20 protein-coding genes are annotated in these 26,475 nt (G+C 49.3%); 15 read left to right on the top strand and 5 right to left on the bottom strand.

The features are described from left to right. Positions 1-714: 714 nt before the first annotated feature. Together ltrA and P2G88_RS06440 are read left to right on the top strand one after the other, a co-directional pair. Positions 715-2,370 carry a group II intron reverse transcriptase/maturase gene (ltrA, locus tag P2G88_RS06445; protein WP_275794971.1) on the top strand — a complete coding sequence of 552 codons (1,656 nt, stop codon included), beginning with the start codon at positions 715-717 and terminating at the stop codon, positions 2,368-2,370. Between the two features lie 94 nt (positions 2,371-2,464). Continuing rightward, on the top strand, positions 2,465-2,692 hold the full coding sequence (locus P2G88_RS06440) for a DUF2188 domain-containing protein (RefSeq protein WP_275794970.1): 228 nt from the start codon (positions 2,465-2,467) through the stop codon (positions 2,690-2,692). Between the two features lie 710 nt (positions 2,693-3,402). Here P2G88_RS06440 and P2G88_RS06435 read toward each other — a convergent pair. Next, a complete protein-coding gene (locus P2G88_RS06435; RefSeq protein ID WP_275794969.1) occupies positions 3,403-4,146 on the bottom strand; it encodes a hypothetical protein in 744 nt (247 codons plus the stop codon). A gap of 296 nt (positions 4,147-4,442) precedes the next feature. Between P2G88_RS06435 and P2G88_RS06430 the strand changes: the two genes are divergently transcribed. From P2G88_RS06430 to P2G88_RS06415, 4 genes are all read left to right on the top strand, one after another. Then, positions 4,443-5,387: a sodium-dependent bicarbonate transport family permease gene (locus P2G88_RS06430; RefSeq protein ID WP_275794968.1), complete on the top strand. Its 945-nt coding sequence runs from the start codon at positions 4,443-4,445 to the stop codon at positions 5,385-5,387. A 294-nt stretch (positions 5,388-5,681) separates the two neighbouring features. Next, entirely contained in the window at positions 5,682-7,157 is a 1,476-nt protein-coding gene (locus P2G88_RS06425) for a glycosyltransferase family 2 protein (RefSeq protein WP_275794967.1), read from the top strand. 108 nt (positions 7,158-7,265) lie between these two features. Beyond that, positions 7,266-7,676, top strand: coding sequence for a cupin domain-containing protein (locus P2G88_RS06420; protein ID WP_275794966.1), 411 nt, complete (start codon positions 7,266-7,268; stop codon positions 7,674-7,676). Positions 7,677-7,699: 23 nt separating this feature from the next. After that, entirely contained in the window at positions 7,700-8,038 is a 339-nt protein-coding gene (locus P2G88_RS06415) for a tRNA-binding protein (RefSeq protein ID WP_275794965.1), read from the top strand. Here the strand turns inward: P2G88_RS06415 and P2G88_RS06410 are convergent. Then, complete coding sequence (locus tag P2G88_RS06410; protein WP_275794964.1) at positions 8,009-8,422, bottom strand: hypothetical protein; 414 nt, start codon at positions 8,420-8,422, stop codon at positions 8,009-8,011. The two genes, P2G88_RS06415 and P2G88_RS06410, sit on opposite strands and share 30 nt — an antisense overlap. Before the next feature lie 54 nt (positions 8,423-8,476). Between P2G88_RS06410 and P2G88_RS06405 the strand changes: the two genes are divergently transcribed. From P2G88_RS06405 to P2G88_RS06385, 5 genes are all read left to right on the top strand, one after another. Continuing rightward, entirely contained in the window at positions 8,477-8,944 is a 468-nt protein-coding gene (locus tag P2G88_RS06405) for a MarR family winged helix-turn-helix transcriptional regulator (RefSeq protein ID WP_275794963.1), read from the top strand. 144 nt (positions 8,945-9,088) lie between these two features. Continuing rightward, the gene (locus tag P2G88_RS06400) at positions 9,089-11,002 is read left to right on the top strand and encodes a propionyl-CoA synthetase (protein WP_275794949.1); all 1,914 of its coding nucleotides are present in this window, start codon (positions 9,089-9,091) and stop codon (positions 11,000-11,002) included. A 60-nt stretch (positions 11,003-11,062) separates the two neighbouring features. Further along, a complete protein-coding gene (locus P2G88_RS06395) occupies positions 11,063-12,028 on the top strand; it encodes an FAD:protein FMN transferase (RefSeq protein ID WP_275794947.1) in 966 nt (321 codons plus the stop codon). Between the two features lie 119 nt (positions 12,029-12,147). After that, positions 12,148-14,073, top strand: coding sequence for a S9 family peptidase (locus P2G88_RS06390; protein ID WP_275794946.1), 1,926 nt, complete (start codon positions 12,148-12,150; stop codon positions 14,071-14,073). A gap of 49 nt (positions 14,074-14,122) precedes the next feature. After that, a complete protein-coding gene (locus P2G88_RS06385; protein ID WP_275794945.1) occupies positions 14,123-14,884 on the top strand; it encodes a hypothetical protein in 762 nt (253 codons plus the stop codon). 280 nt (positions 14,885-15,164) lie between these two features. Here the strand turns inward: P2G88_RS06385 and P2G88_RS06380 are convergent, their stop codons facing one another. Further along, entirely contained in the window at positions 15,165-17,360 is a 2,196-nt protein-coding gene (locus P2G88_RS06380; RefSeq protein ID WP_275794944.1) for a hypothetical protein, read from the bottom strand. Positions 17,361-17,624: 264 nt separating this feature from the next. Between P2G88_RS06380 and P2G88_RS06375 the strand changes: the two genes are divergently transcribed. The 4 genes from P2G88_RS06375 (at position 17,625) to P2G88_RS06360 (ending at position 22,345) form a co-directional block, all read left to right on the top strand. After that, positions 17,625-18,734, top strand: a complete 1,110-nt coding sequence (locus P2G88_RS06375; protein ID WP_275794943.1) for a LuxR C-terminal-related transcriptional regulator — start codon at positions 17,625-17,627, stop codon at positions 18,732-18,734. A 157-nt stretch (positions 18,735-18,891) separates the two neighbouring features. Continuing rightward, on the top strand, positions 18,892-19,836 hold the full coding sequence (locus P2G88_RS06370; RefSeq protein WP_275794941.1) for a PEP-CTERM sorting domain-containing protein: 945 nt from the start codon (positions 18,892-18,894) through the stop codon (positions 19,834-19,836). A gap of 13 nt (positions 19,837-19,849) precedes the next feature. Continuing rightward, a complete protein-coding gene (locus P2G88_RS06365) occupies positions 19,850-20,806 on the top strand; it encodes a PEP-CTERM sorting domain-containing protein (protein ID WP_275794940.1) in 957 nt (318 codons plus the stop codon). A gap of 324 nt (positions 20,807-21,130) precedes the next feature. Then, a complete protein-coding gene (locus P2G88_RS06360; protein WP_275794938.1) occupies positions 21,131-22,345 on the top strand; it encodes a hypothetical protein in 1,215 nt (404 codons plus the stop codon). Between the two features lie 56 nt (positions 22,346-22,401). Here the strand turns inward: P2G88_RS06360 and P2G88_RS06355 are convergent, their stop codons facing one another. Beyond that, positions 22,402-24,009 (bottom strand): general secretion pathway protein GspF, encoded by a 1,608-nt coding sequence (locus P2G88_RS06355; RefSeq protein WP_275794937.1) that lies wholly within the window; start codon positions 24,007-24,009, stop codon positions 22,402-22,404. An 8-nt stretch (positions 24,010-24,017) separates the two neighbouring features. Further along, entirely contained in the window at positions 24,018-26,474 is a 2,457-nt protein-coding gene (locus tag P2G88_RS06350; RefSeq protein WP_275794936.1) for a LamG domain-containing protein, read from the bottom strand. Position 26,475: the final 1 nt, after the last annotated feature.

The following is a 26,475-nucleotide window of genomic DNA, read 5'->3' as shown; positions in this document are numbered from 1 at the left end:
TTTTAATTCATTGATAGTCGATACTATCTAGCAATTTTGCGGCATAAGCTGTTGTAGTTATTGTCTCACCGTTTTGTTTTGGCATTCCGATAGTGAGACCTGTTATACGGCTAACAGTAGCCTAGGGATAGTGCGATGCTGGTAACGGCATGGTGCGAAGCTTCCTGACAATGTACCTCTGCGCAAGCAGTGCCTTTACCTGTGAGGGTGGGGTATAGCACACGAACAATACGTGAGCTGGGGGCTAGGCTGGGTAATATGGTTAACGCAAGTGAACTGCTGTTAAACACCGTCAACTGCAATGAGCGAAAGATTGTTGTTACGCTCTGACCAAAAGGTACGTGGCCGGTTATTCCTTTTACATCTGGGAATACGCCGTCTTCAGGCCACCGGTGGATAGGCAGAATCTAAGTTGCTCGTGTAACTACAATGGAACTCGGTAAGCCCGATTGTTCGCCTTGCGCTGCAAGGCAGGTGTTCCATAAGGAAAGCTGTTGGACAAGCGGGTAAAGGATGTCTGACCAAGCGAAGGCTACGCTGTAATGGCGTGGATAGGGGTTCAAACTTTGCCCTGACCCGAAAGGGTGCCAAATTCAGACTGGTCTTTAATCGTGTGAAGGCTTGTAAAGCCATCTTAAAACCAACCCAAATGGGGATTAGCTATCCCCATCTGGGGCGGGCTTTTCTCCATTTTAGGTTAAGGAGAAAAGCAAGATGAGTACGACACTGTCAGTACCTGCGTTCTCCCACCCACCAACGGGCTGGCATACCATTCACTGGTATCTAGTGCAGCGGCAGGTGCGAGGGCTACAGGTGCGGATCGCGAAGGCGACTAAGCTACAACAGTGGCGCAAGGTGAAAGCTTTGCAACGCATGTTGGTGCGCTCGTTTGCAGCCAAGGCATTGGCTGTTAAACGGGTAACAGAGAACCGTGGCAAAGCAACGCCCGGTGTCGATGGGGAGTTGTGGAGCACCCCCGAAAGTAAATGGAATGCCATATCGAGGATGAAGCGGAAGGGCTATAGGCCCAAACCGCTTAGGCGGGTTTACATTCCCAAGTCCAACGGCAAACGCCGTCCTTTGGGGATACCGACCATGCTCGACAGAGCCATGCAGGCGTTATACCTGCTGGCGCTAGAGCCGGTGTCGGAAACCACTGCCGACCGCCACAGCTATGGGTTTCGCCCCATGCGTTCATCCGCTGATGCCATAGAGCAACTCTTTGTGAACCTCAGCCGGAAGAACTCTGCCAAATGGATTTTTGAAGGGGATATTTTGGGATGTTTCGACAACATTGGTCACGATTGGCTACTTGCCAACATTCCGTTGGATAAACAGGTACTCAGAAAGTGGCTCAAAGCTGGATTCATGGAATCCGGTGGGTTATACCCAACAGAAGCAGGAACGCCGCAAGGCGGGATCATTTCTCCGGTATTGGCCAATTTGGCGCTTGATAGTTTGGAAGCGGTGCTTGAGTCCCATTTTGGGCAGAAGAATACCAAAGCCAGCTACAAGACCAAGGTCAACTACGTGCGCTATGCGGACGACTTCATCATCACAGGTATCTCGAAAGAGTTACTGGAAGATAAAGTCAAACCCCTCGTTGAAGCCTTTATGGCCGAGCGGGGGTTAACGCTGTCGCAAGAGAAAACAGTGATCACCCATGTTTCGGAGGGATTTGACTTTCTCGGCCAGAATTTACGCAGTTATAACGGCAAGCTTTTAATTAAGCCAAGCCGCAAGAACATGCGCAACGTGCTGAGTAAGTTGAAAGGCATAGTGGCAGGTAACAAAACGGTCACTGCTGGCAATCTGATAATGATGCTTAATCCTGTTCTACAGGGTTGGGCAAATTATCATCGCCATGTGGTGGCTAAGGAAACCTTTAACTATGTGGACTACCGGATGTGGAAGATGCTTTGGAAGTGGTGCAGGCGGCGGCATAAAAACCGTGGCTACCGTTGGATTAAAGGCAAGTACTTTAAGTCGATGGGCAACCGCAACTGGGTGTTTTCCGGTGAGTTGGAAAAAGGCAATTTTGCCCGTCTGACTTACACCATGGATACGCCGATTAAGCGACACACTAAGATAAAGGCGGAGGCAAATCCGTACCTGCCGGTATATGAGGAATATTTTGAGCAGCGCCTTGAGCGAGCTTGGAAAGATTCTATGCACGGTAGGGACAAATTGCTGACGCTTTGGCTCAGACAGCAGAAACGCTGTGTTATGTGCCACCACCTTATCACCAAGGAGACAGGATGGAATATCCATCATGTTGTCGACCGGGTAATGGGTGGTAGCGATAAACTGAGCAATCTCGTGTTGTTGCACCCGAATTGTCATCGGCAGTTGCATGTTGGAGACCGGTAGTGCCTTAAATTTATACAAATGGATTGAAATACTGTTTATTCATCCATATGTAAAATGATGAGCGATTCTGCTCAGTATTAAGAGGCACCTGAAAATGAGTAAGAACCAATGGGTTGTCCAACGTAAGGATAGTTGGGCTGTGCGTGGTGAGGGTAACACTCGTGATACGTCACACCACGCAACTCAGCGGGAAGCAATTGATGCTGCTAGACAAACAGCTCGGAATCAGCAGAGTGAGTTGATTATCAAAGGTAGAGACGGAAAAATCCGAGCTCGAGACTCCTATGGTAATGATCCATTTCCTCCGCGCGACAAGAGCTAGTTTCTAGCTAATCCAAAAGCGACAGGTTGTTGTCGTCGCTTTTCACTTACTCTCCAGTCTATCCGTGGAATGTCTCCATTCGGTGGTTCAATAAACAACTGGTCGACCAGATGATTGGTCATACCAGTTGGTTTATTATACTGTTGTCATTCAACAGAGTACGTGCCGATGGCTTCTGGTAAAACTAACTTCGATAGTCATAAATGGGGATTAAGATGGGTTCATCATCTTCGAGAACTACGTTCAGTAATAGATGAGGTAATGTATCTTATCTGTTCAATACGTAAGTTACTATTAGTGATGGGCTCTATCATTATTATCCCTTGGATTACCGAGCTCTTAACCAGATTTTTTGGTTAGTGTCCAGTTGTAGTTTGTTTACATAGAAGGATGACGTGTTCATGGAACCACTCTTTGCCAGCCAGTTGATGATTTGACTCTGGTTGTTGGCTTTTATATCTTCTTTAAACGCTCCCCATTGGGCCGCCGTGAGAAGTAAGGTTAGCCATATAAGCAAGCAAGTCGCTGGTCAGTACTTAGGTGCTGACTTATAAAGGCTTGAGCCGTATGCGGGGAAACTCGCACGTACGGTTCTTAGGGGAGGGGCAGCCAGTAATGGCTGTTCCTTACCCGACATCAGCCCAGCGGCTTAAACGCCAGATAGAAAAAACCCGGCTTCTGCCGGGTTTTTTATTGGCTTATTAATCGGATTAGAGGTCGTAGTTCAGCCACATTATAACGCTGTTATCGGGGCTGGCATCTGATATGCCCCTCAGGTAACTGAGTTTATAGCTGAAGGGGGCAAACTTGCCGTTCAGGGCTGGACCAATTTGCTGGGTCTTGCGATGAAATTGCCCAAAGTCGCTGGTGTTGCCATGGTCAAAAAAGCCCTCAAGCGCCAGGCTATGTTTGTTGGGGAGTTTGTAAGTCAGGCTGTAACGGCTTCTAATCTGCACTCCCGAACCAGGATTTTCTCCAAACTGCACCGCACTCATCAGTATTGCCCTGGCAGACCAATCAGCAGAGAGTCGCCATTGGTTAGTCCAATTTACACCAAAGTCTTTTGGCTTATCATCCTCGCGCACAATGAGATCAAAGCGTATTGCGCTATCCCAATCGCTGTTGTCTTGAGTGCTATGCTGAAATTGCCACAGTAGTTCTGCCCGCGCCTGGTCAAACTCTAAATCGGCCTGATTATCCCGATATTGTAATGCCACCCGCCAGTGGTAATCGGCATTGATGGCCTGCTGGTAATGCAGTCTGTGGGCAAAGTTATCGTCCCGGCCATTTTCGCCAAAGGCATTGGCGTAGCGATACTGTAAGGACCGGTCCTGGGGATCGATCACAGGCCCAAATACACCCCCGGTATTGCCCGCCCAGGCCATCGAAACGCACAGACAAAGTGTGGTAGCCAAGGTACTTTTGATTGCCAATCGCATAGAGGGAGGGAGCATGGATATTTTCCTTGTAGCGGAGCGCGTCTGCATGCTTACCAGCATGTTTGCTGAAAAGAGAATGTGTTGAGAGTTTACCTGATCAGACTAAAAGACCATTTAACATTCTGGTATAGATAGCAATTTTTAAGCATATATTCGCTTTATAGAGTATTTTCATAAGCTACAAGGAAGAGGCTATCTTCTTAGCCACTGCGGTTTTATCTGGTCGGAGTGGCGGTGCTTTCATACAGCCATTACGCTGCGCGCGTTTCTTATGACTAACCAAAATTTGCTCTGACTTTTAGGAGAACCCCATGTCAGGTCTTGATGTTCTAATGCTGTTTTTCCTGCTGGGCGTTGCCGCAGGTTTGCTACGCTCAGACCTGACCTTGCCAAAAGGGTTATATGACACGCTGACCATTTATCTGCTCTTGGCCATAGGCTTAAAGGGCGGGGTTGAGATGGCACGTCAGCCGCTGGGGATGATGTTGCCGCAAATGGGGTTGGTGATGACCTTGGGTGTCATATTGCCACTGCTCGCATACCCGATATTGCGATTCCTGGGGCGTTTCGCCATTGCCGATGCCGCCTCTATTGCCGCCCATTATGGCTCAGTCAGCGTAGGAACCTTCGCGGTGGCGGTGGCGTTTTTGGAAAGTGCCGGTATTGCCTTTGAAAGCTATATGCCGGTGTTTGTGGTGGTGCTGGAAATGCCCGCCATTGCCGTTGGTATTATGATTGCCCGTAAAGGTATGGGCGGACCCATCCCGGTGGGACGATTGCTGCACGAGGTATTCTTAAGTAAAGGCATGGTGCTGCTTGGTGGCGGATTGCTGATCGGCTTTTTTGCCGGTCCCGATGGTGTGAAAAGTATCCAGCCCTTCTATGGCGATCTCTTTAAAGGCATGTTGGCGCTGTTTTTGGTAGATATGGGACTGGTGGCTTCCCGGCGGGTCAAAGCGCTCAGGCAGTGTGGTGTTTTCCTGATCAGCTTTGCAGTATTAATGCCGCTGGCATCCAGTCTGTTTGGTGTGGCGTTGGGGCAATTTATGGGGCTTTCGGTGGGCGGCATCGCTCTCTTAGCTACTTTAGCCGCAAGTGCCTCCTATATTGCCGTGCCCGCCGCCATGCGCTTGGCCGTGCCAGAGGCTAATCCAACCTACTCCATTACCGCGGCCTTAGGGGTGACCTTCCCCTTTAACGTGATATTTGGCATTCCCCTTTATCTGCAATTTGCCGAGCGTTTTGCCGGAATCTAACCCGCTATAGGTATGGCCAAGGACGGTCTAAAAAGCGCCAAGAGGAATCCCAAGTTCACTGGCCTTGGGTATTTTTAACAATCTGTTATCAGTACCGTATAAAGTTAGTAACATACTGTCTTTATTAAAGAAATTTTTTCAGGGGGACTGTGCAACCATAATCCAAGTGTGTAGAATTCGCGCGCCTGCAGGGTGTTCAAAAACCAAGCAGAGAGAGTTGTTCCACCACAAAGAAATTGCACACAATCTATTTGTCGCTTTTCGCTCTGCGTCAGTGAGCTAGAGACTAGCTTTATGTCGTTACCAGAATCATCATCAATCACCCAAAAGAAACGAGTTATCAGCCAAAGTGCAGACAAGCTTTATGCTCCGTTGCTTATCGCACTGGCCTTTGTTGTTGCAGTCATATTGTACCGGCAACTCAGTGGTCATAGTGCCTATCAAGGTGGCTCTGTAATTGGACAATGGCTGTGGAACGATGGCTTTTCCCTGTCATTGCTTGGCTTTGGTATGTTGTTATTACTGTGGCAGGTGAGTTTTGCCTTGCGCTACAAATCCTTTGTGCTGCCTGCAGGTGCTGAATTACCGACCCTAACGGTGGTGATCCCCGCATATAATGAAGGCGCGCAGATCCTGGATACCGTGCGCAGTGTGATGAAAAGCGATTATCCCAAAGAAAAACTTCAGGTTATCTGTATCGATGACGGCTCCAAGGATGATACTTGGCATTGGATCCAGGCCGCACATCAAGAGTTTAGCGATGCGGTTTCCATCATTAAACAACCAACTAATATGGGTAAGCGCTGTGCTCTGATGGCCGGTTTTGCCAAGGCCACAGGTGAAACCATTGTCACTCTGGATTCCGATTCAGAAGTGCTACCCAACACCTTATCCGAAATCGTTTATCCCTTTATGGCTGATAAGCGCATTGGCTCTGTTGCCGGACATGTGCGGGTATTAAACCTAAATGAAGGCATGATCCCAAAAATGCTGGAAGTGTCTTTCACCAGTGCCTTTGACTTTATTCGTGCCGGCCAGAGCGTCTATGGTGGCGTTTTCTGTACCCCGGGTGCCTTGTCCGCCTATCGCACCACAGCCTTAATGCCCGTTTTGGAAGAGTGGTCAGAACAACAGTTCCTGGGTAAGCCAGCCACCATCGGTGAAGATCGTGCCTTAACCAACCTGATGCTGGCCTCGGGTCATCGCGTGGTCTACCAGCGCAATGCCGTAGTGTTGACCAAAACACCTACCACCTACCATGCCTTGCGCCGTATGCTCACCCGTTGGGCCCGCAGCAATGTGCGTGAAAGTCTGGTCATGTTTAACTTTGTGTTTAAGCCTTTTAGAACGCCTGGCGAGGGCGCCAACTGGATCCGCTTATTCAGTGTCACGCAAATGCTGCGCATGACCCTGTTCGAAGCCCTCAAAATAGCGTTAGTGATGGCAGTGATTTTACATACCCATAGTGCGCTGCTGGGGATTGCATTGGCGTGTGTAAGCGCTGCGGTAATACCTGCCGTGGTTTACTACCTGCGCCACAGAAAAGCCTTTGGATTTACCTGGGCGCTGCCCTACACCTTCTTCTGGATGTTTACCCTGGCCTGGATCCCGTTGTGGGGCATGCTCAGCGCCGGCAAGTCCGGTTGGTTAACCCGCGTACTGCCCACCGAAAATAGTGCCAAGGAGCCTTCATTGGCCGAAACGGCTGAAAGCCTGCCAGTAACGCTGGGGTTAAACCAATTCCAAATCGAAGGCGCAAGAGAAAGCTGATGGTAGGGGCGAAGGCTTCCCCCTTCGTCCATTTCTTTCCCCTCTTGGTGCTTTGCTCACCAATCGCTCTTGGGTAGGATAGAACTTTCTATGCTACCCGGAGGCGAAATGCCTGTATCTCGCATCTTTTTACCCCTGGCAGGGGGCGTGCTATTTACCAGTGGTATGGCAACTGGCCTGATGGCGGCCTCCACCTCTGATTCACCGCAGCGTACAGAGCAGCATCGGGCCGAGCTATCCGGAGCTGAACATATGCAGGTGATTGTTTCCACTGCAGAATATCAGCCTGGTGAAACCATCCGCCGCCATACACATAGTGGCCTTGAGGCCGTCTATGTAGTGCAGGGGGCAAGCATAAGCCTCGCTGACAACACGACCAAAGAGTTGAAAACGGGAGTATCGCTATTAAACCTGCGCGATGTCAGTCATGGCGGATTTAAGGTCACCGGCGATAATCCGCTGCAACTTTTTACCGTACATATAGTGGATAAAGACGCGCCACTGTATCACTTTGAATAGTGCTTGATGACAAGGATGATGATATGCAAACCATAGACTGGAATGACTTTCAGAAAGTTGATATTCGCGTCGGCACTATTATCGAGGTCGAAGATTTCCCCGAAGCCAGACGTCCTTCCTTTAAGCTTAAAGTGGATTTTGGCGCGGAAGTCGGCATCAGAAAATCCAGCGCCCAGATCACCGACCTCTACAGCAAAGAGGATTTGTTAGGTAAGCAAGTGCTGGCAGTGGTGAACTTCCCGCCCAAGCAAATCGGCCCCTTTATGTCCGAATGTCTGGTCACCGGCTTGCATCGCCCTGATGGCTCAGTAGTACTGGCAAGCGTCGATATGTTATTGCCCAACGGCGCGCGCCTGGCCTGATGGGGCCTGCGATATAAGGTGTTTGAGTTGCAGTACCCCAAACACCCCAACCATGACTGCAACGACCAAGGTGGCGGCTATTCCTGCATCTGTGGTAATCCAAAGACCATTAATCAGTAAAGCCAGTGAGCCAATCACCCACAAAAGGTCCCCCAAAGAAAAATACAACACCAGCCACTTGCTTACCACCGCCCGGCTGGCTGCCCACCAGAGGTGCAAGCCATTAAAAAGCAATATGCTACCTACCAGCTGAAAAGCAAGAGCGGGCGCCGGTTCTTCAGCACCAAGGAACATACCAATATCGTTGGGTACAACCAGGAAAGCGAGTCCGAAGAGCAAGCAGCTGAGGCCATTCGCCTGCAATATCCGTTGTAGAGTGACCATCTCATGTACCTTATGTATACTTGGTTGACATAAGGTTAGGGGTGTAAAACCAATATGTCAACAAGGTTTACAAAAGGCGGCGTGCCAATGGTAGAGAGTCAGTCACTCCAGTTGGTGCAGGCAACCGCGCGTGTCAATGATCAGGTCGCCAAGTTGTTGGCCATGAAACTTCAGGAGAAGGGCTATTCGGGCATTACCCCTTCGCTGCTGGGTTTTCTCGGCGCTTTGGAATGTGGTGTCAACTATGGGTCTGAAATTGCCAGAAACTTAGGAGTCTCTCGTCAGATGGTGGCCAAAACCGCCAAGGAACTCTGCCATGCTGGTTATCTTCAGCAGGAAGACGATATCGGCAGGCAGAAGAGAATCCTGTTTACCGCAAAAGGTGAACAATTGATGTCGCAAGCCAGGGCGCTACTGTCAGAGCTCGACAGCTACCTGGCAGAGGGATTGGGTAAGAATAAGCTTAACAAGTTATTGAATAACCTGGCAAAGGTGAACCAAGCGCTGGAAGCGCATCACTAACATCTGCGCCTTTTTATGAAATGTCGACAATCCAGGCATTAGCCTTAAGTCTAATGCTATTTTAAGCCAATATTGTCTACAGTTTGCCCTATGCAGCCTTGTTTATTGCAAGTGCCAAGTTGAGCAACACAGGTGGGCAACGCCATGTCTTATCAAACCGAATATCAAGCATCCATCCAACGTCCTGAAGCTTTTTGGGCTGAGCAGGCCGCCGGTCTTCCCTGGTTCAATCCCCCCACCACTATATTGTCGACGGATGACAATGGTATTGACCGTTGGTTTGCCGATGGTCGCATGAATACCGCCTATATGGCTTTGGATCATCATGTTGAGATAGGGCGTGGCGAGCAGATTGCCCTGATTTATGATTCGCCGGTGACCGGTAGCAAAAGGCAATACAGCTATCGCGAGCTACGTGATGAAGTGGCTTTATTGGCGGGGGTACTCAAAGCCCAAGGGGTGGAAAAAGGCGATCGGGTGATCATCTATATGCCGATGATCCCCGAGGCGGTGATGGCAATGCTGGCGGTGGCAAGGCTGGGTGCCATCCACTCTGTGGTATTTGGTGGCTTTGCTGCCCATGAGCTGGCGGTGCGCATAGACGATGCCAAGCCGAAGATGGTGTTAAGTGCCTCTTGTGGTATCGAAGTGAATAAGATCATTGCTTACAAGCCCATATTGGATGAAGCCATTAATCAAGCAAAGCACAAGCCACAAAGCTGCCTGTTATTGCAGCGTGAACAGGCAAAAGCCGCCTTGGTGGCCGGTCGCGATCAGGACTGGCAGGAAACCGTGGCGCTTGCCAAACCCGCAGCCTGGCTGCCAGTGCTGGCCAGTGACCCTCTTTATATCCTCTACACGTCCGGCACTACGGGCAAACCCAAAGGCGTGGTGCGTGATAACGGTGGTCATGCGGTGGCACTGCATTACTCCATGCAGGCGATTTACGATATGCAGCCAGGCGACGTATTCTGGGCCGCATCCGATGTGGGCTGGGTTGTGGGCCATTCCTATATTGTTTACGGCCCACTACTGGCTGGATGCACCACCTTGTTGTACGAAGGTAAACCGGTGCGTACCCCAGATCCCGGTGCCTTTTGGCGGGTGGTGCAAGAGTATGGCGTAAAAGTGTTGTTTGCTGCGCCTACGGCCTTTCGTGCTATTCGCAAAGAAGACCCAGAAGCGAACTATTTGAAAAAACACGATATCAGCTGCCTGAAAACCATCTATATGGCCGGTGAGCGTCTGGATCCCCCCACCTATGAATGGACCACAGAGCATACCGGCAAACCAGTGGTGGATCATTGGTGGCAAACCGAGACCGGCTGGCCCATCTGCGCCAACCCTATGGGCTTGGAGCCCCATGCGCCTAAACCCGGCTCGGCCACTTTGCCGGTGCCTGGTTTTAATGTGCAGGTGTTGGATGAGCAAGGTCGGCTCGTACCTGCTGGTCAGCAAGGCGCGATTGCCATCAAGCTGCCGCTGCCGCCTGGCTGTTTGCCCACCATCTGGGGTGATGTTCAGCGTTTCAAAGAGGGGTATTTGTCTGATTATCCCGGCTATTACAATTCCGGCGACGGTGGTTGTCTGGATAAAGACGGTTATCTCTTTGTGATGGGCCGTACCGATGATGTGATCAATGTGGCCGGGCATCGACTGTCCACCGGTGAAATGGAAGAAGTGGTGGCTGCGCACCCGGCTGTTGCCGAATGTGCGGTGATTGGCGTGACCTGTCCCATCAAGGGACAAATTCCGGTGGGACTGGTGCTGCTGAAGGACGGTCAGGATATACAAGATGCCCAACTGGAGTCCGAATTGGTGGCCAAAGTACGCGCCGAAATCGGCCCGGTTGCTTGTTTCCAAAAAGCTTTAAAAGTGCAAAAGTTGCCTAAGACCCGTTCCGGTAAGATCCTGCGCAAGCTACTGCGGCAGATGGCCGCGGGACAGGAATACAGCCTGCCATCCACCATCGAAGATCCGGATAGCATCGTTCAAATCGAACGGGTGATGCGTGAGCAGGGACTTATCAACACACCCGATTTAGCCAGGGCCATCTGATAGCCCTAAACTTTACCTACTTCCTGGGGTAGAGTAGCCACTCTTTCCCCGGGATTTTTTATGTCACGCTTTTTACTTCCCCTTTTGAGCTTATTGATAGTGTTCGCTGCCAATGCCCAGTGGGTTCAGGACAGCGCCGCTATTATGGGCACCAATATCGAAGTGCAGCTGTGGGCAGAGCAGGAAGAGCAAGGCCGCAAAGGGATTGAAGCCGTGTTTGCCGAGATGCAGCGCATCAATCAGCTGATGAGCCCCTATATTGCCACCAGCGAGTTGTCCCGGGTTAATGCAAACGCCGCCCAGAGACCGGTTTCTGTCAGTCAGGAGCTTTTTGCGCTTATTGCCCTTTCTGTTGATATCTCGGAAAAAACCGCGGGGGCTTTTGATATCACCTTCGCCAGTATCGGCTTTTTGTACGATTACCGCGCTAAACAAAAACCCAGCGATACGCAGATAGCCGAGCAGTTACCGGCCATTAATTACCACCATTTGTTGCTGGATCCTGAACAGCAAAGCATCCAATTCGCGCACAACAATGTAAAAATCGATCTGGGCGGCATTGCTAAAGGTCATGCGGTGGATAAAGCCATCGAAAGGTTACAGAAAATGGGCTTTAAACACGCCCTGGTGACGGCCGGTGGCGATACCCGCTTGTTGGGGGACAGACGCGGCCGTCCCTGGATGGTGGGCATTCGCGACCCTAGAAACCCGGACAAGCAAGCGGTCGTGATGCCGTTGGAAGACTCCGCGCTTTCTACTTCTGGTGACTATGAACGTTTCTTTGAAGAAGGTGGCGAGCGTTATCACCATATATTGTCGCCGAAAACCGGAAAATCCACCCATGAGGTGCAATCGGTATCGATCATGGGGCCAAGCAGCACACTAAATGATGCCCTTTCCACCTCAGTGTTTGTACTTGGGGTGAAAGACGGTATCGATTTGATTAACCGCACGCCAGGCTATGAGGCCATTATTCTGGATAGCCAACGCAAGTTGCATTATTCCTCTGGATTGGGCATGGAATAGGTTTTAACCGCAGAGAAGAGAGGTGTTGTGCTTTGTGACCGTATTAACTGTAGATATTTTCATCAATATTTCTGATACTGGCTCTGGAATCAAATCTATAACCACAACAAGGATTTATGATGGGACAGATTCAACGCATCGGTTGTGTGTTGCTACTGGGTGGCACGCTGCTGGCCTGCAGTCAGGCACCCCAGGAACAAGCACAGATCACTGCTGAAGCACCAAAGACTGTCGAAAAACCCTTTAAACAATATTCTGCCGCAGAGTTCTTCGAGACCACCACCCTGTTTGGTAGCGCCATTAATCATGATGGCAGTGCGGCGTTGGTAACCAGTGATGCCAGCGGTGTTTTTAATGCTTATCGCTATCCCCTTGATGGCAGTGCGCCGACGCAGCTTACCCATTCAGACACCGATAGTATCAACGGCCTGAGTTGGTTTCCGGCCGATGACCGCATTTTGTATTCCTCCGATCAGGGCGGTAATGAACTCAACCATCTCTACGTGCTAAACGCAGATGGTGCAGCCACCGATATCACCCCGGGAGAAGGTCATCGTGCGCTGTTCTATGGCTGGCACAACAACGATAAACAGTTCTTTGTGGCCACCAACGAGCGTGACAACAAGGCCATGGATCTTTACCTCTACAATATCGAGGATTTTTCTCGCGCCTTAATATTTGAGAATACCGATGCGCTTGGACTGCAAAGCGTCAGCGATGATGGTCGCTGGGTTGTTATCTCTAAGGTCAATACCAATGCCGATGATGATCTCTTTATTGTCGATCTGAACGCAGAGGACAAATCGCCAAAACATATCACCCCGCATGAAGGCAATGTTACTCATGCTGCTTATACCTTCACGCCAGACAACCAGTACTTAATCTTTGGTAGTGACCAGGGCAGCGAATTCAGCCAGGCCTATCGTTACGAACTAAGCAGCGGTACGACCACACAAGAATATGCCGCTGATTGGGACGTGGCTTTTTACTATTTTTCTGAGAATGGTAAGTACCGGGTTGCCGGTATTAATGCCGATGCCCAGACCAAGCTGGATATAGTCGATACCACAACGGGTAAGGCATTGATCTTGCCGGCATTGCCAGAGGGGGATTTAAACGGAGTTAACTTTTCCAAGGATGAAAAGCACCTGGTGTTTTACATCAACTCAGACGTATCTCCGTCAAACCTGTATAGCCTTAGTATTGGTGCAGAGAATGCAAAGCGGCTGACCAACAGCCTGTCGCCAGCGATGGACGAAATCCATCTGGTCAGCAGCGAAGTGATTCGCTATAAGAGCTTTGATGAGCTGGAAATCCCTTCCTTGCTGTTTAAACCCAAGCAAGCCAGTGCAGATAACAAAGTGCCGGGTATTATCTTTATCCATGGCGGACCCGGCGGACAAACCCGCAAAGGTTACAACGCGCTGATGCAGCATCTGGTTAACCATGGTTATGCCGTGCTGGGGGTTAACAACCGTGGCTCCAATGGTTATGGCAAAACCTTTTTCCATTTGGATGACAAGCGTCATGGCGAAGATGACTTACAGGACATTGTTTTCGGCAAAAAGTACCTGCAATCACTGGATTGGATAGATAATGAAAAAATCGTGGTGATGGGCGGTAGCTACGGCGGCTATCTGACCATGGCGGCCATGACCTTTACCGATGAATTCCAACTGGGGATTAATATCTTCGGTGTTACCAACTGGGTCAGAACCTTGGAGAGTATTCCGCCTTGGTGGGAATCATTCAGACAGTATCTGTATGATGAGTTAGGCGACCCGGCTACCGATAAAGAGCGTCTGCATCGTATTTCTCCTTTGTTCCACGCAGACAAGGTGAAAAAGCCGGTGTTGGTGGTGCAAGGGGCCAACGATCCTAGGGTACTTCAAGTAGAAAGCGATGAAATGGTGGCGGCTATCCGGGCCAATAATGTGCCGGTGGAATACGTGTTGTTCGATGACGAAGGCCATGGTTTCCGCAAAAAAGCTAACCGCATCACCGCCCAGGAAGCTTATTTGTCGTTTTTGAAAACACATTTATAACTGATTGGCGGCCACCAGGCCGCCATTTTCAAGGTACCGGAGGTTGCTGTTGATAAGAATTGTTTTCCTGGCTCTGTTTTTGCTGCAAGGCAGCGCTGCCAATGCCAATGCCAATGCCAATGCCAATGACGAGAACTATGTGATTGGCGTTAACAGTGCCTACGCGGGTGAAAAAAGCCGGGAAATCATCGAGTCCCTTTTCAACACCATGTACGCGCCGCTGGGCATACAGCCTAAGTTGCGCTTTTTACCTTCCAAACGCGGCCTGCAATCGGCCAATAACTTGGAAATAGACGCCGAGGCAGGCAGAGCGCATTGGGTTGCCGAAGACTACCCCAACCTGTTCGCCGTCAGCACACCCATGCTCGATCATTATGCCTATTGGTTCTGTCTGGATCCGAACAAATGCAAGAAGGATAAAGCCTTATTTTATTCGGTGACGGGCGGTTTTCAGGCCGCCCGACCGTACTGCGAAAAATATCTGTTAAATTGCCTGTTTGAGCACAACATTTCCTTTATGGGAAAACTCCTGACCAATGGCGTGGTTGATGCGCTGATTGGCAATAAAAAACTGATTTCTACGCAACTTTGTGGCAGTGATTTGGCAAAAATTTATTACCGCAAAGAGCGTAACTTAAAGGTAGTAAGCTACCACCTTGTCAATAAAAAACACCAAGCTAAGCTGCCAGCCCTAGCCGATTCTATTAAGCAAATGCATCAACGCGGCGACTTCAATGCCTTCGATACCTTTATTAATGAGCTAGCCACTGACTGCACTACCGAATTTGTGGAGTTGCCTGAGTCGGCTTGATTTTTTCACCGCAGAGGCGCTGAGAGCACAGAAGAGGAAAGAGAGTCATCAGGGCTTAAAGGTTTGCCATTCCCGCTGTAGTTTGCGGGAATCCATGTCCCAGCTAACCGAGCTTTTAAGATTACTATCTAAACCCACACTTGTTCAGTTTACCAAGTTAAACGTCCGATCATACAGTAGTTAGTGATAGGCATTTGTTGAGCCTTTGCAATAGGGGCAGCCTATGCTCTGCCCCTATTACAATCTCCAACTACTAAACAGCGTTTGCTTGGCTTGTTGATCAGTGGATGAACTTATTAAAGATCGCTAATGGTTGACCTATCTCTACCATCAAAGCTTTTATGTCTTCAGGGGAAGCGGTTTCTGCCGGTATATAGTTACCTTCGTCAGTTCCATTCCATAAATCAGGCCATAGGGCCAGGCTTGTTTTCTCAATAATATTGAGTCTGGGTGCCACACGCAGACCCATCTCATCTGTTGAGTTCCAGGTCGCCCATTCCAGTAGTACATATCTTCCTTTCTCTTCCCTATCCAGAACATACCAGTGCCGGTCAATATGTAACATCCAATTCGGTTCGTATCTGGATAACGTCAGAAGGTTGCCCGTTAATTGCCAGTTCCATTGAAGAGATCTAAGTTCTATACCCGTTTCGTTAAACGGGTCCGTATAACCTGCGGCAACATTCTTTGCGCTGCCATCAGTATTGAACTGATAACCAAATACATTTGGCGTTGTCAGTAGTTCTCCATTCCAGCGAGAGGGTACAACTGAACCACTGTGTGCTAGGTAGAATTCAGGTAATTCGGTGATCATATCCTGAACAAAAGCGTCGTGGACCGCACTATCTACCTTTGTTACAAGACGGCTGAAGGAAGAGAGCAATTGATTGCCCTGGTATCTTTCGATAAGAGTCAGGTATTGATTTCCTCTTTTTTTGTAAGGTGTGTAGCGATAACTAATGCCATTTTCTTGAACATTGGACAGTGTTATTGCCCCATCGTTAGCAGACCAGGTTACGCCATTCAGATTGGTTGCCAGAGTAAATTCTACAGTACCGTCTTCTTTTAAGTTCAGCATGTCTGGCATGTAGTCCTGTGCTACTTTCCCGCCGAGTAAAGGAAACTCCATGGGTATTGGCAGTACCCACTTCCCTGATGCATCTCCATTGTCCATTTCGGACTCAAACTGTTTGCTCCAGGTGGTTGCACTATGAAAAACGCGATACTCGGCCAGCAGACTGGTACCGGCTGGTAACTCGTCTACTAACCACTGATCTAACTTGATCTGATAGGAATAGGTATGCTCGGCCGCCACTACTCCACCCGAGGACGTTTCAGTGAGCAAAGTAAAGTCTGAAGAAAGTCTGGCAATTGAAATGAACAACCAGTCAGGAATTTTGCCTTGCTGTTGCCATTCGCGTAGTTTAGAAACCAGGGCCTGGTCAAATATGCCTGTGGCCCAATCGAACCATTCCTCTGTAAGGCTTGTCGAGGTATCGAGTGGCACAACAACCTCATAATCCACATGCAGCTTTTTGCCCTCAATACGCCAGGTAACTGGTGACTCATTGTTGACCTGATCATCGCTTCTCTCGTCCCCATATGTCCCTGTTTTGTCTTCATTCAACAGCAAAGTATTGGAATACCAGGGAAGGAAATCGGGATGGTGGGCAATCATGAAAACGTTGCTATTGCCGCTCAATTGAGACTCTGTGAAGTCCTGAATAACAGCTTCCTGAGACAGCGTTTCGGTTTGCGCATCTTCAAGTGCTTTCAAATATTGCGCAGAGAGATTGCCCTGTGCATCCTTAATACCCTGGCTGATCAGGTAATTGTCCAGGGCTTGTTCGGGTTTTGCCGCTTGCTCGAACAAACTGAGGGTCGTAACACCTTCGGGAGGTGTAAAAGCAGAGTTATCGGCAAGCACTTTGATAGCCGATGCCAAATTCAGCAAGGAATCTGGCTGAACCTGAATTTTGGCGCTTTCCAGCTGATCATCTGAGCTGGGATATGCATCACCATTTTTTTCTTTCGCAAGCAAGTCCATCGCTGTGGTGACATGCGTGATATTGGTGGCTGCTTCGCTATTCTGTAAAACCCTATCTTCACCGGCCAATTGGACTAGCTTGTCAAAAGAGCCAACTCCAAAACTTAGCTCAATGTGCTCTTGCCCTCCCTGACCTGAAGCTGTCAACTGGAGCACGGTATCCTGAGGCAAGCTACCCTTTTCAAAGCTGATTTCCAGTCCATACACTCCCTGAGCATCAGCTGCAGTGCTGAAGTTTTGCTCGCCCAAACTGAGCGAAACGATTGCATTAGCTACTTCATCGTCTATGACCTGCCCCTCAATTCGCAGTGTTAGTATCTCTGGTGGCGTTGGCGTTGGCGTTATTGTTCCGTTGCTGCCGCCGCAGGACGACAATAAAGAAGTGCAGATTATGGCGGCTGCAAGGCGACTAAGAGCTAAGTTCCTCATTCTTTCATTCCTGAATGTGTCAATGGTCCACGCAGGAATTGGCAAGTAATGGGCCACGGTGTATTTTGTTATATATATCAGTGCTTTATATTTTTAAGGATGGCGGGGGTAAATCTATATGTAAGCTTTTCTACCTCACCTAATCAGGTGAGATTTTTTCAGGCGAGCATCAAATCACAATTGACTATTTCCTAATCAGGCATAAATTGAAAATATTGCCCGAAAGGGTTTTTATGCTGCAAATAAATGGACAAAAACAACAACATGGAACTGTCAGTCGGTGTGGTGTCAGAGCTGATTGGGCAGATTTATCAGGCGGGGCTGGATGGCAAGTGGTCTGGCGTCATTGACCAACTCAGGGATATCACCCAATCAAACAAAGCCCTTTTCTTCTTACAGAAACTCGATGAACCACAGCCGCTGGGTTTCGAATTCCGAACTAATTTTTCCCACTGTCCCCAAGCACTTGCAGAGTATCAGCGCCGGACTCTCGAGGATCCCTACCTTCAGGTATCGCAGCAAATCGTTGAAGGAGAGGCGATAAACATCAATGAGCATTTGGACGTGTCTTCGCTGGTAGATTCTGAGTACTACCAACGCATATTACTGCCGCTGAAATCCCACTATGTGATGGGGGGGTGTTTGGTAAGAGATGGTATCTACGAGTCCATCTATGCCATCAATCGTGGCCCCGATGATCCTGCTTATAGTGCTAGTGACTTTGAACTGATTAAGATAGTGACCCCACACCTAAGCCGCGCCGTGCAGATATACAAAGATTTAACCCTGTATAAGCGCTATTCCAGCATCAGCAAAAGCATTCTCGACCAGTCGGATAAAGGTGTATTGGTGTGTGATGCCCAAGGGCGTATTTTAATTGCCAATGCCTTTGCCAACCAGGAACTGGAAGGGCGCGAAGATATTCAGGTAACAAACGGCTCACTCAGGCTCTGGCCATCGGCCTATAACCTGCGACTGCATCAATGTTTAACCTTATGCGTTAACCAGCCCCATGCCACAGGCGTGCAGGAGCCGATTTTATTGGAGCGACCAGATGGCGAAACCCTGTTGGTATCCATTGCCCCGTTGGACCGAAGTGCCGGCCTGGTGGATATAGATCAGCCCTGCTGCTTGGTAACCCTGACCAAACAAAATGCCGTGCGCTGGCCAACCCTGATGAAAGAATACGGCCTCACCCCCAAAGAGTTGGCGCTGATCCAGGCCATCAACCGCAAGAAAAAGCTGCAACAACTTACCCTGGAAATGGGGGTGACCTACAACACCCTCGCCACCCACCTTAAAGCCATCTACAAAAAAATGGGTATTCATTCCCAGGCTGAGTTGATGGTGACCTTGGGGCTTTTCCGCTCCTAAAAAAATCTGACTCCCCTGAATAGGTGAGTCAGATGTCCTTCCATATGATTCAAATCGGTCTGATTTAAAACGTATAGGCTACTGAATATTAATGATATTTCTTATGTGGCATGAGCTTTGCCAACACAAATTCCGTTGTTTCACAAGGAGAGTTATCATGAAAAACATGAAGAGTTCTGCACTGGTTCTTGCCGCCTTTCTAGTGCCACCTATAGCAAGCGCAACGCATATTGAAGTTGAAACAAAGATATCAGTTAATGATCCAATATATTTAGGCTGGAATAGCGGTTTTACAGGACCGGCTTATGACCTAAAGCAAAATGACACGGGACTGTTAGAAAACTCACTACTTAGTTATTCAAGCCCTGGACTCCAAGTATCTGCTTTTTCCTCTGCAAAGACTGGTACCATTAAAGCCAAAGCGAGTGCGTTCGGTGGGAATTCTGTGGGTGGAAACAGTCAAGTAAGAGCATATTCTCAAGATAGCTTTACCGTTTCTAATGAATTTTATAAAGGTAAAAAAGGAGAAATTACAGTCGCATTTTATCTTGAATATGACATCTTGCAGATCAATCCAGAGATTTTAGGGCCAGGAGAGGGGAGTGGTGGAGTTATAGGCGGCGGGATCTGGTTTGATGCAAATTTGGGTGGTTCACGCGTGAATTATAGTCACTATGTGTATCGAGATTACTATGGGGAGAATCACGATAATAAGGGAATTATCTATGATGGTACTTTTAATGGCTCAGTATTCCTGTTAACTACAGAATTTATTTTTGGCCAATCAATATGGTACTCAAACCATATGGGACTCACTGCTTCAGCATCTGGGTTTTCTTCTAATTCATACGGTATCTCAATTGACGCCTCGAACTCCAGTTACTGGGCTGGTATTCAGTCCGTTATTATTGATGGTGAAGAGATAACTGACTATCAGCTTTCCTCAGAATCAGGCACAGATTACTCACGCTCTTTTGTGCCAACACCAAGTAATCCCAATCCAGTTCCTGAACCAGAATCTTTACTGTTGATGTCATTAGGATTTTTAGGGCTGTTCGTTAAAAGGTTTAGTTTTTTTAAGTCAAAGAAATCTTTTAAATAAAAATAGGGAATTTATGAAAGTCTTTAACTTCAAGATAATGGTAACAATGTTTCTTTTGGGTGTGGCCTTGCCGCTTCATGCTACGTTGATAACAAATACAATGTCTCAGACGGGAAATATTCGTATTTCCTCAGAAGAATATGCTGATGACCTAAAAAGGGTTGAGTCCGCTTCTTCCGCAAATACTTCGAAATCATCATCTGGTTCGTATGCAATAGCAGAATATGGAATGATAAAAATATGGACCTTCGGAAGTACTGCTCTGCAGACTTTTGAACACCACGATGGTGAGCTTGTTAATGGGTTCGCAAGTGCAGCGTACTCTGACTCGATTACTATTAGTGGCGATATGTATGAAAATAAAAAAGGGTACGTAACCTTTGATATTTATCAAGAAATGCTCATTGATACAAATGTAAGTGCGGGTTCGTTAAATGCCAGAGCTAGATACGGTTTGGACTTTAATATTAGTACTCCATATTTGGGGATAGATAGCAGCAGAGTAGTAATCTCCGCACAGTCCTATTCATCTTCGACCAGCAGTTGGATAAACGGCAGTTATTCTGTTTCTGGGCCTCTTGGCTACATATGGAGTGAAAATTTTGGCGTTAGTAAATTTACCGTATTTCAAGAGTTTGTAGTCGGAACACCGTTATATTTCAGTTTGAGTATGTGGGCGGACGGCCATATTCCTGGAGCACTATACCCTGAGCCTAACTCTGTTACGGCAAGATATTTGGTGGATGCTGGAAATTCGTCATACTGGGGAGGTATCCAATCGGTGACGATCGATGGAGTAGAAATAACTGACTATCAGCTTTCCTCAGAATCAGGCACAGATTACTCCCGCTCTTTTGTGCCAACAGCGAACAATCCCAATCCAGTTCCTGAACCTGAATCTTTGGCGCTGTTTTCTTTGGGTATCATTGGGCTGTTCTGGCAGAGACGCAGATTAAGAACATTTGGGTAAGGCGTTTAGTTTACAGGCTGGAAAATACTTCCAGCCTAATTTTAAAGATTATTAAAGATCACAGCCAATTTAAAATTCCTGCCGACAACACATTCTCTACAGATCTCAAATTCATATAATAATAGGGTGCTCAGACCAGATTGGTTTGATGAGGAATTTTGTTTTTTCTGAAAAATCACCTGGGTAGGTGAGTCAAAAAAACATACTGTCCGATCTGTTTTTCTTGGATTTTTAACCTAAATATATGTTTTTAATTTAATTTTTATCTTGGCTCTTTTCTTGCAAAGGTGCGAAAGTCAACCGACTTTTTATAGCGAGGAAATAATGAGTTATAACATGCTGCCACATAGGGGTTTTCATAAAGAATTCGTAAGAATTGCTATTTTTCTGTCTTTCTTGTTCTGTGTTTTTTCGTGTGGAGGGAGTAATAATGAAGAAAATAGTGGAGTAATTATTGATAATGACCCTGGAGTTATTGTTGATAGTGGTTCTAATGGGAAGCTCGCAGAGTTTAGAGAAGTTCCTATACCAGTTAATGTGCCGGTTATGATTGAATACGTGACTAATAGTGGGATCTACCTGAAAGGAACGAGTGAAAGCTCGGAAAAGACTTTTATTATAAAAGGTGTTGGTCAATTATCAGGTTCTGACTCTTGGGTCCAGGCGGTCATAGATGATTTTGTTTACGATTTTGCTCCTTCTAATGTCTATGGGGAGCGGGAGAGAGAGATTAATTTCTATTGGGTTTCAAGTGATAAGTGGGGACGATATTCTGCCAATGGTGGTAGCCCAAGCTTTGAAGTTGAAAATGATATGCATATCTCTAGAGTGGCTGCAGGTGGAATAGAAGGCATAGCAACGCCAAGGCCTTGGGTAATCGCCGGCGGTATTGGAAATTACAATCGAGGTATTCAATACGTATATCAAGATGACGGGGAATATACTTCTTCTCAGGTAGCTTCAGACTATTTTAGCAAGGCCGCTGACACCCAGGTTTATAGAAATTCAGACGGTATCCTAATTTCCGATCCAAAGTCTCCAACTTTATATATAGGAACTTGTAATAAAATTGATATTTATGAGCCGGATAGATTTGTTTCTAGTCATTCGATTCAGACAAAAGATGATCTTTCCTGTATCAGACAAATGATTTTTTATGAAGGGAAAGTTTGGTTTTCTCATGGGGGAAAGGTATATCTATATCATAATGTTGGAATAGGAATTTCAGAGGAAGTTGCTCAGGTTGATGTTTTGTTTTCATCTCCAGTGCACAATGCCCTACCTGGCAGATTTTGTATCTATGGTGGTGAAATATTTTTGCCTGATGGAACAGCTAAAAGAATAAGTGATGGAAGAGTTAGAAACTGGATTAGAAGCGGTGAGCTTACACCCATGCAAACAGTAGATGAGGCAATGATAAAGGGCTGGTTAGGGTCGGGTATGTATTGTTCCCCAGATGCATCGGGGCCAATTATTTACACACAACCAAACAATTTATCATCTGTGATTGTAGTGTTTCCGTTGGCCCCTGATCTTTAAAGAACTATCTAAAACCATTCGGGCCTTTCGTGGTTACATAGGTGGCCAATGGGGCTTTAAATCCGCCCTTGCACAATAGGCGCAAAAGCCGTCAGGCTATCCATCAAGGTGGCGTTGCCCAGTCCGTGCGTGGGGAAAAGTTGGCTGAAGCGGCCTTGTTCGCCGTGCAGGGCCAGGTAATTGAGGACTACGGTTTCTACCAGCAGATTGACGTTATTGGCCGCCGGGTTAGCGGCCGTTTCCACCGAGCCGTCGGGGCGCATAAAGCCCAGTTGCTGGTGGCGTGCCTGGGTATCGGCGGTGGCGCCTAAAAGCTGTGGTCTGCTACCGGGGTTATAGACCAGGAAAAACGAGGCGGCGGTGGCCGAGTTATCGCCAGTCCACACCCCTTTGCCCCGGCCATTGGCCGAGTCATCCAGCATACCGTTGCTAAACACCGAGCCGTCACTACAAACGTAGAGCATCAGCGGCACGCCCACGCGCGCGGCATATTCCAGGCAGGCGCCCATACAACGTCCGGCACGCAGGTCACGCAGTTCACCGGTGGCGCGGCTTCCGTCATGGTAGTCATAGCCGCCCATGGTTATGGTGCCGGCGCCGGCAAAGCCGTTGATCACCAGCTTGGCCACCGAGGCGGTCTTACGGAACTCGCCGTCACCGTCAAATTCGGCCCGGGTGAAAATACCGTTGTCGCCTACCAACAGCGGATCCAGTTCCGGATTTAAACTGGAGGGGTCACCAAACCTGTCGGCAATATCGGCGCTTTTTACATAGCCACAGCGCACCAAATCTTTAATCACTTCATCGCGCTGCACACCGGTGCTGGTGCGGCCCAGCTTCATATCGCTGATACGCTGGATAGACTCCATCACCGCCACTGAGTCTTGCTGGCTTAAAAGGCCAATTAAATCGCCGGTATCCACCAAACCGGTAACATCTCCAGGGCGGTCTACCTTGGTGGGGCGAAGCGCCGGGTCAATCATCTGCGCCGGGGCCATGGAGTTACCGCCCGAATCGCTGTTACGTGAACCAATCAGGGTTAACAGCGAGCCGTCGGCCCCGGCCTTGTTAATGCCATACATAGGGTTATGCGGGTTATTGCCGGTGTCGTTTTCCGAGCGCGCGGGAATCACTGCGCCATTGATCAGTGCCCTGTTACCCACGCCCACCTTTTCCAGAATGCCACGCAAAAAGGCGCTGTCACTGTGAAAGGCCAGGCCCAATTCGGTATTAATAAAATCCGATAGTCCGGTTTGGGGATTGGCGATGGAAGGCACCATATCGCCCGGCAGGCCCTGACGGCCGTAACCGGCGGTAGACAGGAAATCCAGCTGGCCACCGCGCCCGCCAATGAGCACATTGGAGCCGGCAATATTGGCGCCACCGGCCAAATCAAAGACGATGAAGGGAATTTTGCCCGCGCCTTGGGTGGCGATGCCGCAACTGGCCTTTAGTGCTTCCAAGTCCGCCGAGAGGGTGGCATGGGCGTTTCTGGGGTTGGCAAACAGGCTTAGTACCGAGCCTGCCATCACTGTAGCCGCGCCGGCGCGAAACCCTTGGGCCAGGAAATCGCGCCTTGTCATGGGGCGGCCATGTTGCTCCAGATAAAGCGGTGTATCCAGCGCTTGTCCGGGTTTAGCTTGTTTACGAATAAATCTGGCCATGATCTGTCCTATTGAATCAACATGGCGGCGCTACCTAAAAGCGCTGCGCAACTGGCTTTCACCACGGTTTGGGTATGCCCGGCCGGGCACTGGCCGCCACAGGCGCTGAGGCGATCCATCAGTGCGTTAAGTTCGGCTTCGGTGTTGCCGCTATCGGGCTGATCGGCAAGGTCATCGCCAAGCATTCTCGCCATCAGCGGGTTGATAATCTGATCGCGGCCCTGGGCATCAAAGGCGATGGCAGGCGAACGACTAAAGTCAAAGCCTGGGAAATAGGCGGATCGTAGCCCCGGGGTTTCCACCAACTGGTCACAATATTTAATCGCCAACTGCGTAACCGCCATCTGCTGGGAAGCCAAAAAGCCTTCAATGGCTACTTCTGCCGGTAATTGTTGCTTTAGCTGGTTAAAGGCGCTGCTGACCGCGGTGTTGGTCACCGGTACCGTGGTCATGGCCGCCATACTGGCATGGATTTCGGCAAAGTGACGCAGGCCCAAAAGCGGCTGCTCAGGTAAATCTTGTGGCGTGGCAGGTGGCGGCAGCGCGGCGGGTACCCGCACATGCTCGGCATCGCCAATGCGTTCAAAGGTCAGGAAAAACTCATCCTGGGCCGGACCTTTATCCAGCGCAACTATCGTGCCTTGGCGGGAAATGGGCTGGCCGGTCTGGGCGTCATAGCTTGTTGCAGATAATTGCGTATCCAGATTGGCGAAGACTTGTCCGGCGCTGGATTCACGACCATTGACGCCAATTCGGATGCCCTTGATGGGCACAGTGGGGATCTGTGCACTGCTATCCAGGCTGATAAAGAAGGGCTCGGCAAACAAATAGCTGTAGCTGTCAAACTGGCTGACCTCAAACACCAGGTAGGCCTGCGGCACATCAATCAGATGGGAGAGGCCGAACAGCAGGTAATATTGCTGGCCAACCCCGGCATCGAAGTTGCCCTGGATTTCTGCCTCGCTTAACGTTTTGTTATGAATGGCGACCATACGGATGGTACCGGCCCAAGGCCTGTCATTGGAGGCTTCATTGCCCAGAACCAGGGCAAAACTGCTATCCCAGTCGTTGAGGGTACCTGGCTCTGTCGGGTCCATATCATCGGTAAAGCGGCCGTTAACGTACAGTCGTCTGCCGTTAACAGGGTCATAATTAAACACCACATGCTGTAAGGCCGCTTGCAGATCTTCATCGGCATCGGCGGTGGACAGCGCCGGTGCACCGTTACCGTCGGTGTTGCTGTGCCTCAGCAGGGCATCGTAGTTATACAGGGTTTGCCCTAAGGTAAAGTTACGACGATCCCGCCCACCCGAGTAGCTGACAATACGCGCCGGCCCCTCCTGAGTGACATTGGCCGGGGCGACCCAGGCTTCAATGGCAAATTCGCCGGTGGCGCGAATTAAATCATGCAGTTTCTTACTGGCGCTGGTGGCGCCCTGGGCTTTGCCGGCGCCGAGTTGGATGCCATAGCCGCCCACCCATTCATACTGCCCGCTTAGGGTAAGATCCAAAGCCGGATCCACACCGCTGGTGTCATAGGCAATATTGCCGCTGCCGGTTTTAAACTCCCACTTGCCGATGACATTGGCATCGAAGCGGCCGCCGCCGCTGGCCAGGGTGCCTTCGAACAGGGTCAGGGCCTTGGAATTAACCAGTTCGGGATCTAGCTGGGTCAGGTCGATGCCATCGGCCATGCGTTGAATAGCATTTTGCAGGGCAGTGGCGTCGCTTGGGCAATTGCTCCAGCAGTTGTGGAACTCGTCCCGTAGCCTGCCCACCAGACGGGAATCGGCCGGATTATCCAGATTAATACGGGGTTTGGCCGCCTCATAGGCTTCGCTCACATTGCTTGAAGCAAAATAGGGCGAGATGGGAATGGCCGCCGAATTGGTATGGCAGGAGGCGCAAAATTGGGTCAGTAAGGGATAAAGATTGTCGGCAAAAAGCTGTGGGTCGGCAGGGAAATTTTTATTGGCGCCGGGCTCTTTCACCGGCGGCGCTAACAGCTGGATCTGGGTGGCTTGGCTATTGATATTGGCGCGTTCGGCCCATTGGCCAATCCAGGTGGTGAGGATATCGGCGCAGGCACTGTCACTGGCCAGCCAGCAGTTATGGCCACCTCCCACCTTGGTCACCAAGCGTGACTCCGATGGGTTGCCTAAATTTACCAAGGACGTGACGGCGGCATAGGCCAAATTAATGTCGTCGTTGCGGGCAAAGGTTGGCTCTTGCTCACCTTGCACATGACAAGCGCCGCAGCGATCTTTTGTGGCGATATTATCCCAAAGGGCAGTCTTAAAGTTCTGGATATCTTCGGTGCTGGCCGCTGGACCATTGTAATTGACCACCGGCTGTTCGGCAGGCGGCGGCAGGGGCGTTTCCACTACTTGGGAATCGCTGCCGCCACAGGCCGTCAGCAGTAAAATCAACAATAAGGGCAAGGGGTGTTTATGCAACCACAACATC

The organism is Aliiglaciecola sp. CAU 1673 (assembly GCF_029223185.1).
Lineage (GTDB): Bacteria > Pseudomonadota > Gammaproteobacteria > Enterobacterales > Alteromonadaceae > Bowmanella.
This window is presented reverse-complemented; position numbering and strand designations above follow the sequence as displayed.